The 16,673-nt window shown below is 63.8% G+C and carries 15 protein-coding genes; 7 read left to right on the top strand and 8 right to left on the bottom strand.

Annotated features, from left to right (window positions below; genetic code table 11):
* Positions 1-224: 224 nt before the first annotated feature.
* The 7 genes from glpE to IFT75_RS20105 form a co-directional block, all read right to left on the bottom strand.
* The gene (glpE, locus tag IFT75_RS20135) at positions 225-548 is read right to left on the bottom strand and encodes a thiosulfate sulfurtransferase GlpE (protein ID WP_122477145.1); all 324 of its coding nucleotides are present in this window, start codon (positions 546-548) and stop codon (positions 225-227) included.
* Positions 549-576: 28 nt separating this feature from the next.
* Positions 577-1,458 carry a symmetrical bis(5'-nucleosyl)-tetraphosphatase gene (locus IFT75_RS20130; RefSeq protein ID WP_185795330.1) on the bottom strand — a complete coding sequence of 294 codons (882 nt, stop codon included), beginning with the start codon at positions 1,456-1,458 and terminating at the stop codon, positions 577-579.
* On the bottom strand, positions 1,458-1,838 hold the full coding sequence (gene apaG, locus IFT75_RS20125) for a Co2+/Mg2+ efflux protein ApaG (protein ID WP_122477148.1): 381 nt from the start codon (positions 1,836-1,838) through the stop codon (positions 1,458-1,460). Before apaG ends, IFT75_RS20130 begins: the two co-directional genes overlap by 1 nt.
* Positions 1,839-1,946: 108 nt before the next feature.
* Positions 1,947-2,753, bottom strand: a complete 807-nt coding sequence (gene rsmA, locus IFT75_RS20120; protein WP_192056455.1) for a 16S rRNA (adenine(1518)-N(6)/adenine(1519)-N(6))-dimethyltransferase RsmA — start codon at positions 2,751-2,753, stop codon at positions 1,947-1,949.
* Complete coding sequence (gene pdxA, locus IFT75_RS20115) at positions 2,753-3,739, bottom strand: 4-hydroxythreonine-4-phosphate dehydrogenase PdxA (protein ID WP_192056453.1); 987 nt, start codon at positions 3,737-3,739, stop codon at positions 2,753-2,755. The genes rsmA and pdxA overlap by 1 nt, the downstream gene beginning before the upstream one ends.
* Complete coding sequence (gene surA / locus IFT75_RS20110) at positions 3,736-5,058, bottom strand: peptidylprolyl isomerase SurA (RefSeq protein ID WP_277305014.1); 1,323 nt, start codon at positions 5,056-5,058, stop codon at positions 3,736-3,738. The genes pdxA and surA overlap by 4 nt, the downstream gene beginning before the upstream one ends.
* Positions 5,033-7,795 (bottom strand): LPS-assembly protein LptD, encoded by a 2,763-nt coding sequence (locus IFT75_RS20105; protein ID WP_192056451.1) that lies wholly within the window; start codon positions 7,793-7,795, stop codon positions 5,033-5,035. The genes surA and IFT75_RS20105 overlap by 26 nt, the downstream gene beginning before the upstream one ends.
* 130 nt (positions 7,796-7,925) lie before the next feature.
* On the opposite strand from IFT75_RS20105, the gene IFT75_RS20100 reads away from it, so the two are divergent.
* The 3 genes from IFT75_RS20100 to IFT75_RS20090 are packed head-to-tail and all read left to right on the top strand — an operon-like array spanning position 7,926 to position 10,364.
* Positions 7,926-8,939 carry an aminoglycoside phosphotransferase family protein gene (locus IFT75_RS20100; RefSeq protein ID WP_192056449.1) on the top strand — a complete coding sequence of 338 codons (1,014 nt, stop codon included), beginning with the start codon at positions 7,926-7,928 and terminating at the stop codon, positions 8,937-8,939.
* Positions 8,936-9,595: an N-acetylmuramate alpha-1-phosphate uridylyltransferase MurU gene (gene murU / locus IFT75_RS20095; protein WP_185795325.1), complete on the top strand. Its 660-nt coding sequence runs from the start codon at positions 8,936-8,938 to the stop codon at positions 9,593-9,595. Before IFT75_RS20100 ends, murU begins: the two co-directional genes overlap by 4 nt.
* 1 nt (position 9,596) lies before the next feature.
* On the top strand, positions 9,597-10,364 hold the full coding sequence (locus tag IFT75_RS20090; protein ID WP_192056446.1) for a DnaJ domain-containing protein: 768 nt from the start codon (positions 9,597-9,599) through the stop codon (positions 10,362-10,364).
* Between the two features lie 31 nt (positions 10,365-10,395).
* Here IFT75_RS20090 and IFT75_RS20085 read toward each other — a convergent pair whose 3' ends face one another.
* The gene (locus tag IFT75_RS20085) at positions 10,396-11,340 is read right to left on the bottom strand and encodes an alpha/beta hydrolase family protein (protein ID WP_192056444.1); all 945 of its coding nucleotides are present in this window, start codon (positions 11,338-11,340) and stop codon (positions 10,396-10,398) included.
* A gap of 169 nt (positions 11,341-11,509) precedes the next feature.
* Here IFT75_RS20085 and IFT75_RS20080 point away from each other — a divergent pair, with 169 nt between their 5' ends.
* The 4 genes from IFT75_RS20080 to IFT75_RS20065 all read left to right on the top strand — a co-directional run bounded on the left by IFT75_RS20080 (position 11,510) and on the right by IFT75_RS20065 (position 16,620).
* Positions 11,510-13,507 carry a sensor histidine kinase gene (locus IFT75_RS20080; protein WP_192056442.1) on the top strand — a complete coding sequence of 666 codons (1,998 nt, stop codon included), beginning with the start codon at positions 11,510-11,512 and terminating at the stop codon, positions 13,505-13,507.
* 35 nt (positions 13,508-13,542) lie between these two features.
* Complete coding sequence (locus IFT75_RS20075) at positions 13,543-14,172, top strand: response regulator (RefSeq protein ID WP_185795322.1); 630 nt, start codon at positions 13,543-13,545, stop codon at positions 14,170-14,172.
* Between the two features lie 201 nt (positions 14,173-14,373).
* Complete coding sequence (locus IFT75_RS20070) at positions 14,374-15,489, top strand: ABC transporter ATP-binding protein (protein WP_192056440.1); 1,116 nt, start codon at positions 14,374-14,376, stop codon at positions 15,487-15,489.
* A gap of 96 nt (positions 15,490-15,585) precedes the next feature.
* Positions 15,586-16,620 carry an ABC transporter substrate-binding protein gene (locus tag IFT75_RS20065; protein WP_192056438.1) on the top strand — a complete coding sequence of 345 codons (1,035 nt, stop codon included), beginning with the start codon at positions 15,586-15,588 and terminating at the stop codon, positions 16,618-16,620.
* Positions 16,621-16,673 lie beyond the last annotated feature (53 nt).

Raw genomic sequence — 16,673 nt, 5'->3', positions numbered from 1 at the left:
TACCCCCCAGAACACCCTTGTAGCCTTGACCGATTGACCCGCGCGCCGGTGTACCGGCTCTCCCCTGTTATGGATGGCCTGAGCTTAAGGATAGTTGGTTATCGAAGACTTCAAGCGCGGATGCGCAATTAACTGCCGCCAGGGCCTGGCGACAATGCTGCGAAGGCCCGTGGGGCGCGGCGTCGGCGACGAAAAAAATTTCGTCGCGCGGGGCTTGCGAAGGATTATTCAGCCTGGCTGGTTTCGCCCGGAAAGGTGCTGCGCCACAGCTCGAAGCCGCCGTCCATGCTGTACACATCGGAAAAGCCCTGGCTCACCAGGTAGGCAGCGGCGCTCTGGCTGGAATTGCCGTGGTAGCAGACCACGACCAGCGGCTTGTCCAGATCGGCCGCAGTGATGAAACCGTGCAGCGAGTGGTTGTCCAGGTGCGTGGAATCGGTGATATGGCCAGCCGCGAAGGTTTGCGGGTCGCGGATATCCACCACCACGGCGCCCTGTTCGCGCAGGCTCTGGACGTCTTGCGGAGGGATGCGTTTGAATTCGGTCATGGACAGGCTCCTGGGCTGGTCGCCCATTCTAGCGTTTGTCGCATGGGGGAGGGAAATCCGCCGCGGGGGTCGCTGCAGGCAAGTGCACATCGCCCTCATCGGTGCATTTGCAGGACAGGCGCTCACCGCTGTCGACGTCGAGCAGCGTCATCGCACCGCCCCACACGCATCCGGTATCGAGCGCGAACACGCCCGGCGCCTCGCAACGCCCTTCCAGCGCCGCCCAATGGCCGAAGATGATCTTCAGGTCGCGCGTCTTGCGCTCCTTGTGGGCGAACCAGGGCGCGTAGCCGGGCAGCGCGGTGTCGGCGCCTTCCTTGCCCTTGAGGTCGAGCTTGCCGTCCGCGGTGCAGAAACGCATGCGGGTGAAGTAGTTGGTGATCACACGCAAGCGGGCAACGCCCTGCAACGCCTTGTCCCACTTGTTCGGCTCGTTGCCGTACATGCCGTCCAGAAAAGGCTTGAACAGCTGGTCATCACGCAGCGCGGTCTCGACCTCGGCGGCCAGGCGCAAGGCCTTGCGCAGCGACCATTGTGGTGGAATCCCGGCATGCACCAGCACGGCATTGCGCTGTTCGTCATGGTGCAGCAGCTTCTGCCGGCGCAGCCAGTCGAGCAACTGCGGGCCGTCGGGTGCGTCGAGGATTTCGCGCAAGGTATCGCCGCGCTTGAGCCGCTCGGCGTCGTTGGCCACCGCCAGCAGGTGCAGGTCGTGATTGCCCAGCACACACACCAGCGCGTCACGCATGCCATACAGGTAGCGCAGGGTTTCCAGCGAACTCGGCCCGCGGTTGACCAGGTCGCCCACCAGCCACAGCGTGTCCTTGGCAGGGTCGAAGGCGACCTGTTGCAGCAGGCACTTGAGTGGCTGCAGGCAGCCTTGCAAGTCACCGACTGCGTACACTGCCATCAGTGCAGGGCGCCTGGTACGGCGAGGCGAAACGGGGCGATGACGGCTTCGAACTGCTTGCCGTCTTCGGCCTGCATCTGATAACTGCCCTGCATGTTGCCCACCGTGGTGGCCATCACCGTGCCGCTGGAATAGGTGTGGCTTTCACCGGCGGCGATCAGCGGTTGCTGGCCAATGACACCGGCGCCCCGGACTTCCTCGACCTTGCCATCGCCATCGGTGATCACCCAGTGGCGAGACAGCAGGCGAGCCGGTATCTGTCCGTTGTTGCTCACGGTAACGGTATAGGCAAAGGCAAAACGCTGCTGCTCGGGCTGTGATTGTTCTGCCAGGAAACGGGTCACGACGCTGACGTCGATCTGATAACGGGGATCGGACATGCAAAGGGCCTTGAAAACGAGAGCTAATGTAGCCGGCGTTGGCCGGTTCAGGGTCAGTCCGGGGCAACGCGGTGGCCTGTGGACCAATCGCTTGGTCCAGGTTAGAGGTCAGAGCGGGTCGCTTCGTTCGGCGAGTTGATCAGCCAGGCGCACGAAAGCCGCCAGGTCGAGCTGTTCGGGCCGCAGGCTGCCGTCGACGCCGGCCGCTTCGATCGCCTCGACGGGCAGCAGCGCCTTGAGCGTGTTGCGCAACGTCTTGCGCCGCTGGTTGAAGGCTTCGCGCACCACTCGCTCGAGCAGGCGGTGATCCTTGGCCGGGTGGGGCAGGGTGGTGTGAGGTACCAGGCGCACGATGGCCGAATCGACCTTGGGCGGCGGATTGAACGCGCCCGGCCCGACGTTGAACAGGTGCTCGACACGGCAGTGGTACTGAACCATGATCGACAGCCGTCCCCAGTCGCCGCCGCCAGGGCCTGCTGCCATGCGCTCGACCACTTCCTTCTGCAGCATGAAATGCATGTCGCGGATCAGGTGGGCGTTGTGCAGCAGGTGGAAGATCAGTGGGGTGGAGATGTTGTACGGCAGGTTGCCGACCACGCGCAGGCTGCCAGCCTCGGCGCCCAGGCTGGTGAAGTCGAACTTCAATGCATCGCCCTGGTGCAGGCGGAAATTGCCCTTGCCGGCGAATTGCTGATTGAGGATCGGCACCAGGTCCTTGTCCAGTTCCACCACGTCCAGTTGCGCACCGCTGCCCAGCAGGCCTTCGGTAAGGGCGCCCTGGCCCGGGCCGATTTCCAGCAGGTGTTCACCGGGCTTGGCGTGGATGGAGCGCAGGATACGGTCGATCACGCCGGCATCGTGGAGAAAGTTCTGGCCAAAGCGCTTGCGCGCCCGGTGTTGGTAGTGCTCGGTCATTAAAATGTCTCGGCCATTCGATAGGCGGTGTCGAGGGCGACGCGCAGGCTGCCAGTATCGACCTTGCCGGTTCCGGCCAGGTCCAGGGCGGTGCCGTGGTCCACGGAGGTGCGGATGATCGGCAACCCCAGGGTCACGTTGACCGCGGCGCCAAAGCCTTTGTACTTGAGTACGGGCAGGCCCTGGTCGTGATACATCGCCAGCACCGCATCGCAATGCTGCAGGTATTTGGGAGTGAAGAGCGTATCGGCGGGCAGCGGCCCGCGCAGATCCATGCCTTCGGCGCGCAGACGCTCCAGGGTAGGCTCGATGATGTCGATTTCCTCGCGGCCCAGGTGGCCGCTCTCGCCGGCATGGGGGTTCAGACCGCAGACCAGGATGCGCGGCCGGGCCAGGCCGAACTTGCCCTGCAGGTCGGCGTGCAGAATGCGCGTGACCCGCTCCAGGCGCTCGACGGTGATCGCATCGGCCACCTCGCGCAGGGGCAGGTGAGTGGTTACCAGTGCCACGCGCAGATCGCCGGTTGCAAGCATCATCACCACCTGTTCGGTAGCGGTGAGGTCGGCGAGGAATTCAGTGTGTCCGGAGAACGCAATGCCACCGTCGTTGATGACACCCTTGTGCACCGGCGCGGTGATCATGCCCGCGAACAGCCCGTCGAGGCAGCCCTGCGCTGCACGCGTCAGGGTGTGCAGCACGAACGCGGCGTTGGCGGTATTCAGCTGGCCGGTGAGTACCGGCGCGCCCAGAGGCGTGTCCCAGACGTACAGGCTGCCCGCTGGCGCAGGCTGGTCGGGGAGGGCGTCGGCATCGACTTCCAGCAGACTGACGGCCAGCCTCAGCTGCGCGGCCCGCTCGGCGAGCAGGTCACGGCTGGTGATGGCGATCAAGGGGTGAGGCTGGGGTTGCGCGGCCAGCAGCAGGCACAGGTCTGGACCTATGCCCGCCGGCTCACCGGGCGTCAACGCGAAACGCTTGGGGGTCACTGCGCAGCCTGGTCGGCGCCAGGCAGCTTGATTTCGACGTAGGCTTCGTCACGGATCTGGCGCATCCAGGTCTGCAGCTCTTCGTCATACTTGCGGTTGCGCAACACGGTCATTGCCTGCTGGTCGCGGGCCTGCTCGGTGTTGTCGGTCGCACGGCGCCCCAGCACCTGCAGCACATGCCAGCCGAACTGGGTCTGGAACGGACGCGAAACCGTTTCCACCGGCGTCGACGCCATGGTTTCGCGGAACTCGGGCACCAGCGACTGAGGGTTGACCCAGTTCAGATCGCCGCCGTTGAGCGCCGAACCTGGATCTTCCGAGAAATTCTTCGCCAAAGTAGCGAAGTCCTCGCCGTTTTCGATGCGCTCGTACAGCTTGCGTGCCAGTTCTTCGGTCTGGGCCGGGCTGCGAATCTCGCTCGGCTTGAGCAGAATGTGACGTACGTGCACTTCGTCAACGGTCTGGGTGGCGCCACCGCGCTTGTCCAGCACCTTGAGGATGATGAAGCCTACGGGCGTACGCACTGGCTGGGTGACATCGCCGACCGGCATGCTGCTGAGCATGCGATCGAACGGTGCCGGCAGCTGAGCAGGCTTGCGCCAGCCCATGTCGCCGCCTTCCAGGGCGTTCTCGCTCGACGAGCTGGCAATCGCCAACTTGTTGAAGTCGGCACCCTGCTTGAGCTGGCGATAGATGTCCTCGGCCTTGCTCGCCGCTGCCTGGATAGCCGCCGAGCTGGCGCTTTCCGGGACCTGGATCTGGATGTTGGCCAGGTGCAGTTCTTCGGACAGCTGCATCTTGCCCAGGTCCGAGGCGAGGAAGTTCTTCACTTCCTGCTCGGATACCTGGATGCGCTCGGCCACGCGACGCTGGCGTACGCGGCTGATGATCATCTCGCGCTTCACCTGCTCGCGCGCATCGTCATACGACAGGCCGTCATGCGCCAGTGCGGCACGGAACTGCTCGGTCGACATGTTGTTGCGCTGGGCAATGGTGGCGATGGCGCCGTTGAGTTCTTCGTCGGTAATGCGAATGCCGGAACGTTCGCCGATCTGCAGCTGCAGATTCTCGACGATCAGGCGTTCCAGCACCTGCTGTTGCAGGACGCTCGCCGCAGGTACGCCACCGCCACGCTTGGCGATGGTTTGCTGCACTTCCTTGACGCGCTGGTCGAGCTGGCTTTGCATGACCACGTCGTTGTCGACGATGGCCACGACGCGGTCCAGCTGTTGCACCGCGGCGTGCGCCGTGGTGCCCAGCAGCATGGCGCCCAGCACGACTGGGCGCAGCAGATCACATAGCTTGGTCTTCACGTTCACGATAACCTTGAATGCCCTTGTCGAGGAAACCCTCGACCTTATTGCCTACCACGCCACCGAGGCCCTTCAGCACGATTTGCAGGAAGATGCCGTGGTCGCCTTTTTCGTTCTGCGGGGCGGCCTGGCTGTACTCGTCGTAGTCAACCCAGTAACGGTTGATCAGACGCATCTTCCAGCAGCAGTTGTCGTATTCGAAACCACCAAAGGCTTCCAGCGTGCGATTGCGGTTGTAGTCGAACTGCCAGCGGCTGATGACGCTCCACTGCGGCACGATCGGCCACATGACCGAGAAGTCATGCTGCTGGATCTTGTAGTAGTCCTTCACGTAGTTCGGATCACCCGGCTGACCGTAGTCGCCACCGAAGGTCCAGCGACCGGTCGCCGAATCGTAGTGCACGGTGTCGTCGCGGTAGCGGTAGCCCAGGTTGACCACCTTGTTCGGGTTGTCTTCAGGCTGGTAGTGGAACATCGCGCTGCCCGAACGGGTGCTGCGGCTGTCCGGATCCCAGTTGAAGTCCGAGCTGAAGCGCCAGTCGCGGTTGAAGCGATATTCGTATTCCAGGGCGTACGGCGAAACGTTGGCCTGGGCATCGTCGCGCGTCTTGAAATCGACGCCCGGCAGCTGCACTTCACGATCCTTGAAGTACACGGCCTGGCCGACGGCCACGCGCTGACGCTCGAAACCGTTCTCCTCGATCCAGCGGCTGGTCACGCCCAGCGACAGCTTGTTCTCGTCACCCACGCGGTCGGAACCGGTGAAGCGGTTTTCGCGGAACAGCGAGCCATAGCTGAAGGTGGTTTCCGACGTGTCGAACACTGGAATGTCGGTCTGGTCTTCCTCGGGAACATAGAGGTAGAACAGGCGCGGTTCCAGGGTCTGGCGGAAGTTGGTGCCGAACATCTGGGTGTCGCGGTCGAAGTACAGGCCGCTGTCGATGCTGGCGATCGGTACGCCGCGGTTCTGCGAGCTGCTGAAACGCTCGTCGGCCAGCAGGCTGTTCTTGCCCTGGCTGTCCAGATCCAGATCGTACTGGGTGTACATGTACTTGAGCGACGGACGCACGAAGCCCCAGTTCCAGTTCAGCGGCAGGGACACGCCCGGCTCCAGGTTCAGGCGGTTGCCGTTGGCACGCGCCAGGCCTGTCACGTTGTTGTCGATGCGGCGCTCGCCGAAACCGTCTTCGTTGATGAAGGTGCCAGTGCGCAGATCACGCTCGAAACGCACGATCTCGCTGTTGTAGGTGAAGTCCAGACCGCCCGGATGGTAAGGCAGCGCACCGTTGAAGGTGATCTGCGGCATGCGATTGTACGGGGTGATGTCGGCCACGGTCGCCAGCTTGTACGCCTGGGCGTTCAAGCGTGCGGTGTAGTTGTCACCGCGATAGGTCAGGGCACCCTGCTGGTTGATCCAGTCAGTGCGCTCGACGCCGATCTGGTCCGACTGCAGGTCCTGGAAGTAGTACGGATCGCTGATGTCGGTGTAGTCGACTTCAGTGGTCAGGCGCGAATCCAGGCCGCCCTTGTGCTGCCAGTTGACCATCCAGCGGGTCTTGTCGTAGTCGGACTGCTGGCTGCGATCGTCGTTTTCGTCGTTCAGGTACGCGCCGCCGAACTGCCCTTCGCTGGTCTTGGTCAGGTAGCGGAATTCGCCTTCCATCATCAAGCCACGCTTGGCCATGTAGCGCGGGTACAACGTGGCGTCGTAGTTCGGCGCCAGGTTGAAGTAGTACGGGGCAACCAGGGTGAAGCCGCTGTCGCTGTCGCTGGCGAAGGACGGCGGCAGGAAGCCGGACTGGCGACGGTCGTCGATCGGGAAGTAGATATACGGCGTGTACAGCACCGGAATATCCTTCACGCGAAGGGTGACGTTGGTCGCCGTGCCGAAACCGGTGGCCGGGTTCAGCGTGATGTTGTTGCCCTTGAGCTGCCAGGCGTTGCTGTCCGGCTCGCAGGTGGTATAGGTACCGTCCTTGAGGCGGATGATCGCGTTCTCGGCGCGCTTGGCGTACAGCGCATTGCCGCGGATGCGCGACTTGTGCAGCACGTATTCGGCGTTGTCGACCTGGGCCTCACCGGTGTCGAGCTGGATCTGGGCGTGGTCGCCCACGACCAGCGCACCGTTGTCGCGCAGCTTGACGTTGCCGTTGAGCTCGCCGCGGTTCTCGGCCTGGTGCAGGCTGGCCTCGTCGGCCTCGATCTGCATGCTGCCCTGGCGCATCACGACGTCACCGGCCAGCGAGGCGATCTGCTCCTCGGTCTGGTAGCGCGAAGCCTTGGCGCCGATGAAGGTCGGCGCCTCGCTCTTCGGGGTGTCGTCGTTCATGCCCGGACGCACCGGCTCGATGTACGCACCGGAGCAGTACGGCCCGGTCTCGGCCAGTTGGGCGGCGGTCAGCTTGCTGCGCGGCACCCAGTCGAGATGGCTGTAGTCGGGGCTGCGCGAGCTCAGGCCACGGCCCTTGCTCTGCGTGACCGCAACCGGCCCGACGGTTTTCTCTTCGCGTGAAGAGGCACCGCTGCCGCCGCTCGCCACTGCCGCGCCGTCGTGCACGGGGCGCGGCGGCAACTGCGCGGCGTTGGCCTTGGGGTTGCAGTCCCAGGCACCAGCAGCGGAGACTTGGCAGTCGAATTGCTCTGCAGCAAAAACGAACGGGGTGGCCATGGGTTGCATCACCAGCAAACCGCCAGTGACCAGCAACGGAAATTTTTTACGAAACGCGGGGGATTTCAATGCCATCTTATTAGTCCGGGCTTCCTGCGTGCCATCTTGCCCGCGGGGGGGCCGCACGCCTCTCGATGGTCTGAAAAAGATGCTGGATAATAAAGCATGACCCGCTTGACGGCTAGCGCCGTCGGAGACCCTTGCAATGCCTGATCAAGATGTACGCCTGCAACACCTCAAAACATGGCTCGACGAGCAGCTGGAGAAGCTCTTCCAGGCTCGCCAATGGGGCGCCGTACCCCCGGCCACGTTGACCGCGGCCAGTAGCGATGCAAGTTTTCGCCGATACTTTCGCTGGCAGGGCCAGGGTCGCAGTTTTATCGTCATGGATGCGCCGCCGCCCCAGGAAAACTGCGCGCCGTTCGTGAAAATCGACGAACTGCTGGCGAGCGCCGGCCTCAATGTGCCGCAGATTCATGCCCAGGACCTCGAGCGCGGCTTCCTGTTGTTGAGCGATCTGGGCCACCAGACCTACCTGGACGTGATCGATGCGGACAACGCCGACGCGCTGTTTGCCGATGCCATCGACGCGCTGCTGGCACTGCAGAAACTGCCGGCCAGCGGTGACCTGCCCAGCTACGACGTTGCGCTGTTACAGCGCGAGCTCGAGCTGTTTCCGCAATGGTATGTCGGCAAGGCTTTGGGCAAGCAGCTCGACGCCGAGCAATCGGCAGCCTGGCAACGGGTGTGCACGCGCCTGATCGACAGCGCCCTGGCGCAGCCCAAGGTGCTGGTGCATCGCGACTACATGCCGCGCAACCTCATGCGCAGCGAGCCTAACCCGGGTGTGCTGGACTTTCAGGATGCGGTCTACGGCCCGGTCACCTACGACATCACCTGCCTGTTCAAGGACGCCTTCCTCAGCTGGCCCGAAGCGCGTGTGAAGACCTGGTTGCAGCGCTACTGGGAACAGGCGGGCGAGCAGGGCGTGCCGGTGCAGCTGGACTTCGCCGAGTTCTGCCGTGCCAGTGATCTGATGGGCGTGCAGCGTCATCTGAAAGTGATCGGCATTTTTGCCCGTATCTGCCATCGTGATGGCAAACCCCGTTACCTGGCCGACGCGCCGCGTTTCTTCTCTTATATAGAGACGGTACTGGCGCGGCGCCCCGAGCTGGCTGAACTGGGTGAACTGTTCAAGAGCCTTGGAGTGTCCTCATGAAAGCCATGATCCTGGCGGCAGGCAAAGGCGAGCGCATGCGCCCGCTGACGCTGACCACGCCCAAGCCGTTGCTGGCCGCCGGCGGCAAGCGGTTGATCGAGTATCACCTGCTGGCCCTGTCCCGGGCCGGCTTTGCCGAGGTCGTGATCAATCATGCCTGGCTGGGCCAGCAGATCGAAGACTACCTGGGCGACGGCGCTCGCTACGGGGTAGCCATCGAGTATTCCCGCGAAACCGAGCCACTGGAAACCGGCGGTGGCATTCGCCACGCGTTGCCATTGCTCGGCGATGCACCGTTCGTGGTGGTCAACGGCGACATCTGGACCGACTACGATTTCAGTCGGTTGCGCGGTCCGTTGGCGGGCCACGCGCATCTGGTGCTGGTCGACAACCCGGCTCATCACCCCGAAGGCGACTTCAGCCTGGTCGAAGGCCAGGTGCGCGACCAGCCCGGCCTGACCTACAGCGGTATTGCCGTGCTCCATCCCGATCTGTTCGACGGCCATGGCGAGCCAGCCTTCAAGCTCGCACCGCTGTTGCGCCGCGCAATGGACGTTGGGCAGGTCACCGGCGAGCACTATCAGGGCCAGTGGATCGACGTCGGCACTGCGCAACGCCTGACCGAACTCGACCGCCTGCTGGCCGAGCGAGGTTGATATGTTGTGGCCCGGAACGGTAGTCGGCGCGGCGGCAGGTTATGCCCTCGCCAGCATTCCAGGGGCGCTGCTGGGCATAGTGCTCGGTCAGGCGCTGGATCGACACCTCAGGTTGCAGACCTGGAGTGAATTGGTAGATAGGCTCAAGGGCAAATCGGTACTGCGTGACGAGCAACTGCTGTTCGTCCTGCTGGGCCGGGTGGCCAAGGCCGAAGGCCAGGTGCTGGCGGTGCATATCCAGCAGGCGCGGCGGGAAATGCGCTCGTTGAACCTCAACGAGCAGGCGCGAAAACGGGCCATCGTTGCGTTCAATCGCGGCAAGGCGGGAGGCGATCAGCTGCGCAGTCACCTGCTGCGCCTCAAGCATCAACCCAACTCCGCCGAAGGCATGCTGCGTGCCTGTTGGCGGATGGTTTGGGCCGATGGCCAGGCCGGTACCGCCGAGCGCGAACTGGTAGTCAGCTGGGGCAAATGGCTGGGCTGGTCCTCGGCACGGGTGCAGGGGCTGGGTCAGGATTACGAGCCGCGTCACAGGCCGGTGACCAAGCGAGGCGGGGCCTTCGAAGAAGCGCTGCGGCTGTTGGGGGTTTCCTCGACCACCGAGCCCGACCAGATCAAGCGTGCGTATCGGCGTCTGCTCAGCCGCCACCATCCCGACAAGCTGGTGGGTAGTGGTGCCACACCGGCGCAGATTCGCGAGGCCACCGACCGCACGCGCGAGCTGCACAACGCCTACAGCCTGATCCGCGAGCGCCTGGACCTGCGCTGATGCGCAGGCCCGGCATCGACCGCGCAGTGGCTTACTGCGCATTCAAGGCACCCTTGACCCGCCGGAACAGCTGCTCGGCCTGCGCGGCCTTGTCCGGCAGCGATGTGAGCGAAACCTGCGAGTACACCGCACCTTTCTGCCGCTTGCTGGCCTGCAAACGCCGTTGCGCGGCGTCAGCCGCTGCTTGACGATCGCTGTAGAAGACGTCCGTGGTGGGCACCTTGAGCAGCGCGGCCAGTTCGTCGATCTGCTGCGGCGCATTGTCCGGTGTGCGGGTATCCACCAACACCAGCTTCTGCACGTGCGCCGGCTGCCGTTCGGCCATGTAGCGGGTCGCCCAGTAAGCGCCGCTGCCATGCCCTAACAGCACGATCCTGCGTGAGTTGTGTTGCTGGGCGAAAGCGATGCCGGCTTCGATGCGGGCAAAGATCCGCTCGGCATCCACCTGCATCGGGTCTTGCAGCTGCACCTCGGTGCTGGCCGTATCGGCGTCCTGAGCCGTGGCTTTTTCCACCCCGGCGCCAGCGTCCGGTGGCGTCGCCTGGGTGTCGGTGGTCACCGGCAATGGCGGTTTCTCGTTTGGCCTGGCCGAAGGCATCTGGCTGACCAGGTCCGGCAGGCTCAGGCTCAGGGTGTTGAACGCCGCATCCGGCAACTTGCGCCGCAACGGCCCCACGCCCTGAGGCCAGTCCGCCGTTTCCCCGGCCCCTGGCACGATGATCACTGTACCCTGCGCATCGGCGGTATTGGCCGGACGCCACAACGACAGGAACTCGTCGCTGCCGGCCTGCAATTGTTGCTGCTCGCTGGCGGGCAACTGACGTTCCAGTGCCTGGGCATCCTCGACGCTGCGCTCCGCCAGAGGCTGGCGGACTTCGGCCGTCTGCTTGGCTGGCGCGGCCTCTTCGGCCGCTGCAACACCGTGCAGGGGCACCAGCAATGCCAGGCAAACGGCTCTCAACTGAACAACTTTCATCGGTACTTCCCGCCCAAATGAATGACTCGCTTGTTCGATACCGGGCCGAGTGCACGCTGCCATCGATGCAACCTGACAGGCGATCCTTTTCTCGCGGATAATCCCGACACCGGTCGATATTCAAAGCCTATAGCTTAGTGCCATCCACGCAAAGGTCGTTCATACCGATATGTACCCACTGCTGCGTCGCCTTTCACTGCTGGGCGGGTTGTGCCTGCCGATACTCGTCCATGGCGCCGCCGCCGTGCCCGCCCAGAAGCTGCCGCTGGACGCTGCGCAGAACCAGTGGCTGGATGAGCATCGCACCTTGCGTGTCGGGCTGGTACTGCAGCAGCCCTATGCGCAACTGGACCGTCGCCTGGGCCAGTTGTCCGGGGTCAACGTCGACCTGATGAACTGGCTGGCCAAGGCCATGCAGGTGGAGCTGATCTGGCGCAATTACACCGACCAGCCGGCCTTGGAGCAGGGCCTGCGAGCAGGCGAGGTGGACCTGGCGCCCGGTCTTGCGCAAACCCCTGCCGGGTTGAAACTGTGGCAGTTCTCCGATCCCTACCTGCGCGTGCCGCAGTTGCTGGTGGGCGAGCGCAATGGCGAAGTCGCCATCGATCTCGAAAAGCTTTCCCCCAGCGACCGCGTCGCCGTGCGCATGCCGGGCGCAGTGGCCGACTATTTGCGCAACACCTACAGCCACCTCAATCTGCAAGGTGTACCGCTGGAACGGCAGGCCCTGCAATTGCTGCTCAGCCAGCAGGCACGCTATGCAGTGGTGGACGAGGCGCAGTTGGGCCGGCTGTCGCGCGAGGCCGAGTTCGACGAGCTGGTGGTGGTCGGCGACATAGGTTATCCACAGTTGCTGCGGGTGGCGACGCGGCGCGACTGGCCGCAGTTGGCGCACATCGTCACCGTGGCCTTGGAGTCCCTGCCCGCCAGGGACCTGGAGCGGCTGCACGAGCGGTGGTTGCAGCCACAGTACCCGCGCCTGAGCGAATCTCGAGGGTTCTGGCAGAACCTGTGCCTGCTGCTGGTGCTGATCGCCGTGGCCATCATCGCACTGCTGGTCTGGCAGCGCCGCCAGGTCCATGCGCTGGAACGGCAACTACTGACGGCTCGGGAAGACATTGCCCTGCGCGCGGCGAGCGAGGAAGCCCTGCGGGTCAACCAGTTCTCCATCGAACAGAGCACGGTCGGCATACTCTGGGTGAACTGGGACAGCCATGTGCGCTACGCCAACCGCGCTGCCGAGCGCATGCTCGGCTACGACACCGGCGCGGTGGTGGACAAACCCCTGGCCGACTTCGAACCAGGCCTGAGCATGGACCGCTGGCTGAACCTGTGGCGGCTGGCCCGGGCCAGCGAACACACAGCGCAAACCTTCGAAACCCACTGCGTACGCGCCGACGGCAGCGTCCTGCCCACCGATGTCTCGCTGAGCTTCCTGCGCTTTCGCGAAGCCGAGTACCTGGTGGTCTACCTCACCGATGTGACCGAGCGGCGTCGGGCGCTGGCTGCCCTGCAGCACAGCGAGGCGCAACTGCGCGAGCTGTCGGCGCACCTGGAAACCGTGCGCGAGGAAGAAAAGGCGCGCATTGCCCGAGAAGTGCACGACGAACTGGGGCAGATCCTCACGGTACTGAAACTGGAAACCTCGATGTGCGAACTGGCCTACGCCGACCTCGATAGCGGGCTTCAGGAACGCCTCAACAGCATGAAGCGCTTGATTGCCCAGCTGTTCCAGCAGGTGCGCGACGTGGCCACCGCCTTGCGCCCGCCGATACTGGATGCCGGTATTGCCTCGGCAATCGAGTGGCAGGCGCATCGCTTCGAGGAGCGCACGCAGATTCCCTGCCTGGTCAGCGTTCCGGAACAGTTGCCGCCCCTGGACGACGCCAAGGCCGTGGGCCTCTTTCGCCTTCTGCAAGAGGCGCTGACCAATGTCATTCGCCACGCCCAGGCGCATACTGTGCAAATCGAGCTCAGCCAGGAAGGCAATGACCTGCGCCTGTCGATCACCGACGATGGCTGCGGCTTCGAACCTGCCGAAGTGAGCTCGCTGTCGTTCGGCCTGGTAGGCATGCGCGAGCGCGTACTGATGCTCGGTGGCCGGCTCGAACTGAGCAGCCAGCTGGGGGAGGGCACTGCCCTGACCGTCACCGTGCCGTTGAACTGAGCGCACCGTTGAATTGATTGCTGGAGGGTGACCCGTTGATCCGAGTGCTGGTGGCCGAAGACCACACCATCGTGCGTGAAGGCATCAAGCAATTGATCGCCCTGGCCAAGGACCTGGTGGTGGCAGGGGAGGCCGGCAATGGCGAGCAGTTGCTCGAGATCTTGCGCGTCACCCCTTGCGACGTGGTCCTGCTGGACATCTCCATGCCGGGCGTCAATGGCCTGGAGGCCATTCCACGGATCCGCGCGCTGCCCCATCCGCCGGCCATTCTGGTGTTGTCCATGCACGACGAGGCGCAGATGGCCGCGCGTGCATTGAAAGTCGGCGCGGCCGGTTATGCCACCAAGGACAGCGACCCGGCGCTGCTGCTGACCGCTATCCGTCGAGTCGCCGCGGGCGGGCGCTACATCGACCCGGCCCTGGCCGACCGCATGGTCTTCGAGGTCGGGCTCACCGATGCCCGGCCGCGGCATGCCCTGCTGTCGGAGCGCGAGTTCTCGGTGTTCGAACGCCTGGCTCGCGGCGCCAACGTCAACGACATTGCCCAGCAGTTGGCCCTGAGCAGCAAAACCATCAGCACCCACAAGGCGCGCCTGATGCACAAGCTCAATGTGGCGTCGCTGGCCGACCTGGTGAAGTACGCGATGGAGCACAAGCTGGTCTGAAAACGACAGTGGCACCCGGGGTTCTGCCACGCAGCCGCTCTGGCACTTCTCGCCCATGCTCAGGGGCGACATGCCTGTAGGGCAATCCCTACCCCGAATCTTCCAACTACCCCATGGCAATCTCTCCCAGCCCCCGATTTGCAAGGGTTGCGGCCTTCTCTAGGCTTGACCCCACGGCAGTCATTCAACAAAGGTGTGGGTATGAGCGAGGCAAGCGCAAGTACGGACGAGATACTGGTCAGCTTCCGTGGCGTGCAGAAAAGCTATGACGGTGAAAACCTCATCGTCAAGGACCTCAATCTGGACATCCGCAAGGGCGAGTTCCTTACGCTCCTCGGCCCCTCCGGCTCCGGCAAGACCACCAGCCTGATGATGCTGGCAGGCTTCGAAACCCCCACGGCGGGGGAAATCCAGCTGTCCGGACGCTCGATCAACCACGTGCCGCCGCACAAGCGTGACATCGGCATGGTGTTCCAGAACTACGCCCTGTTTCCGCACATGACCGTGGCGGAAAACCTGGCCTTCCCCCTGTCCGTGCGCGGCCTGAGCAAGACCGACATCAGCGAGCGGGTCAAGCGGGTGCTCGGCATGGTCCAGCTCGATGCCTTTGCCCACCGCTATCCGGCGCAGCTGTCCGGCGGGCAGCAACAGCGTGTGGCCCTGGCCCGCGCCTTGGTTTTCGAGCCGCAACTGGTGCTCATGGACGAACCGCTGGGTGCCCTGGACAAACAGCTGCGCGAGCACATGCAGATGGAGATCAAGCACCTGCACCAGCGCCTGGGCGTCACCGTGGTGTACGTGACCCACGATCAGGGCGAGGCGCTGACCATGTCCGACCGCGTGGCCGTGTTCCATCAGGGCGAGATCCAGCAGATCGCTCCACCCCGTGCCCTCTACGAGGAGCCAAAGAACACCTTCGTCGCCAACTTCATCGGCGAAAACAACCGCATCAACGGACGTCTGCTCAGCCGCGAGGGCGAGCGCTGCATCGTCGAACTGCCGCGGGGTGAAAAAATCGCGGCGCTGGCGATCAATGTCGGCCAGATAGGCGCACCGGTGACCCTGTCGATTCGGCCCGAACGGGTTCGCCTGAACGGCCACAGCGGCGAGTGCATCAACCGCTTCTCGGGGCGAGTCGCCGAATTCATCTACCTGGGCGATCACGTACGGGTGCGCCTGGAGGTGTGCGGCAAGACCGATTTCTTCGTCAAGCAGCCCATCGCCCAGCTCGACCCCGCATTGGCCGTGGGCGACGTGGTGCCCTTGGGCTGGCCCCTGGAACACGCCCGCGCGCTGGACCCGCTGTTGGATCAGTGAGGGCTTCACCGCTGAAGTCGCTGCAACCGTACCAAAACGATCAGAGGCGAACCATCGCCCCGCGCTTGACCCACCTGCACTTGGAGAGACGATTAAATGCTCAAGCACTTGAAATTGACCGGGCTGACGCTCGGCCTGTTCTGGGCCGGCCAGGCGTTGGCCGCTACCGACCTGACCGTGGTGTCTTTCGGCGGGGCCAACAAGGCCGCGCAGGTCAAGGCGTTCTACGAACCGTGGGAAAAGGCCGGCTCCGGCAAGATCGTCGCCGGTGAGTACAACGGCGAGATGGCCAAGGTCAAGGCCATGGTCGATACCAAAAGCGTGTCCTGGGACCTGGTGGAGGTGGAATCGCCCGAGCTGTCCCGCGGCTGCGACGAGGGCATGTTCGAAGAGCTTGATCCGGCGCTGTTCGGCAAGCAGGAAGACTTCGTCAAGGGTGCCATCCAGCCCTGCGGTGTAGGTTTCTTCGTCTGGTCCACAGTGCTGGCCTACAACGCCGACAAACTCAAGACGGCGCCCGCCGGTTGGACCGACTTCTGGAACACCAAGGAATTCCCGGGCAAGCGTGGCTTGCGCAAGGGTGCCAAGTACACCCTGGAATTCGCCCTGATGGCCGACGGCGTAGCGCCCAAAGACGTGTATTCAGTGCTCGCCACCAAAGCCGGCCAGGACCGCGCCTTCAAGAAACTCGATGAACTCAAGCCCAGCATCCAGTGGTGGGAAGCCGGTGCCCAGCCGCCGCAGTACCTGGCCTCCGGCGACGTGGTCATGAGCTCGGCCTACAACGGGCGCATCGCTGCCGTGCAGAAAGAGAGCAACCTGAAAGTGGTCTGGAACGGCGGCATCTACGACTTCGATGCCTGGGCCATTCCCAAGGGGGCGAAGAATGTCGAAGCCGCCAAGAAATTCATCGCCTGGTCGGTCGCGCCGCAGCAGCAGAAAACCTACTCGGAAAACATCGCCTACGGACCAGCCAATACCCAAGCCGTGCCGCTGCTGAACAAGGACATTCTCAGGGACATGCCGACCACGCCGGAAAACATCGTCAATCAGGTGCAGATCGACGTGAGCTTCTGGGCCGACAACGGCGAGCAACTGGAACAGCGCTTCAATGCCTGGGCGGCCAAATAACACGCGTCGCGGCAACGCTGTCATGGGCGCGCCTGCCTGGCGCGCCATTTTAG

Source organism: Pseudomonas sp. CFBP 8758 (genome assembly GCF_014841725.1).
Taxonomy (GTDB): domain Bacteria; phylum Pseudomonadota; class Gammaproteobacteria; order Pseudomonadales; family Pseudomonadaceae; genus Aquipseudomonas; species Aquipseudomonas baltica.
The sequence above is the reverse complement of the archived record's forward strand: the minus strand, read 5'-3'. Positions and strand labels throughout refer to the sequence as shown.

What these genes read in the sequence shown, in the direction of transcription:
- murU (WP_185795325.1), top strand. Translation starts at nt 8,936, where the DNA reads ATGAAAGCCATGATCCTGGCGGCAGGCAAAGGCGAGCGCATGCGCCCG.
- IFT75_RS20070 (WP_192056440.1), top strand. Translation starts at nt 14,374, where the DNA reads ATGAGCGAGGCAAGCGCAAGTACGGACGAGATACTGGTCAGCTTCCGT.
- IFT75_RS20080 (WP_192056442.1), top strand. Translation starts at nt 11,510, where the DNA reads ATGTACCCACTGCTGCGTCGCCTTTCACTGCTGGGCGGGTTGTGCCTG.
- apaG (WP_122477148.1), bottom strand. Translation starts at nt 1,838, where the DNA reads ATGTCCGATCCCCGTTATCAGATCGACGTCAGCGTCGTGACCCGTTTC.
- IFT75_RS20100 (WP_192056449.1), top strand. Translation starts at nt 7,926, where the DNA reads ATGCCTGATCAAGATGTACGCCTGCAACACCTCAAAACATGGCTCGAC.
- IFT75_RS20130 (WP_185795330.1), bottom strand. Translation starts at nt 1,458, where the DNA reads ATGGCAGTGTACGCAGTCGGTGACTTGCAAGGCTGCCTGCAGCCACTC.
- IFT75_RS20105 (WP_192056451.1), bottom strand. Translation starts at nt 7,795, where the DNA reads ATGGCATTGAAATCCCCCGCGTTTCGTAAAAAATTTCCGTTGCTGGTC.
- IFT75_RS20090 (WP_192056446.1), top strand. Translation starts at nt 9,597, where the DNA reads ATGTTGTGGCCCGGAACGGTAGTCGGCGCGGCGGCAGGTTATGCCCTC.
- glpE (WP_122477145.1), bottom strand. Translation starts at nt 548, where the DNA reads ATGACCGAATTCAAACGCATCCCTCCGCAAGACGTCCAGAGCCTGCGC.
- IFT75_RS20065 (WP_192056438.1), top strand. Translation starts at nt 15,586, where the DNA reads ATGCTCAAGCACTTGAAATTGACCGGGCTGACGCTCGGCCTGTTCTGG.
- IFT75_RS20085 (WP_192056444.1), bottom strand. Translation starts at nt 11,340, where the DNA reads ATGAAAGTTGTTCAGTTGAGAGCCGTTTGCCTGGCATTGCTGGTGCCC.
- rsmA (WP_192056455.1), bottom strand. Translation starts at nt 2,753, where the DNA reads ATGACCGAGCACTACCAACACCGGGCGCGCAAGCGCTTTGGCCAGAAC.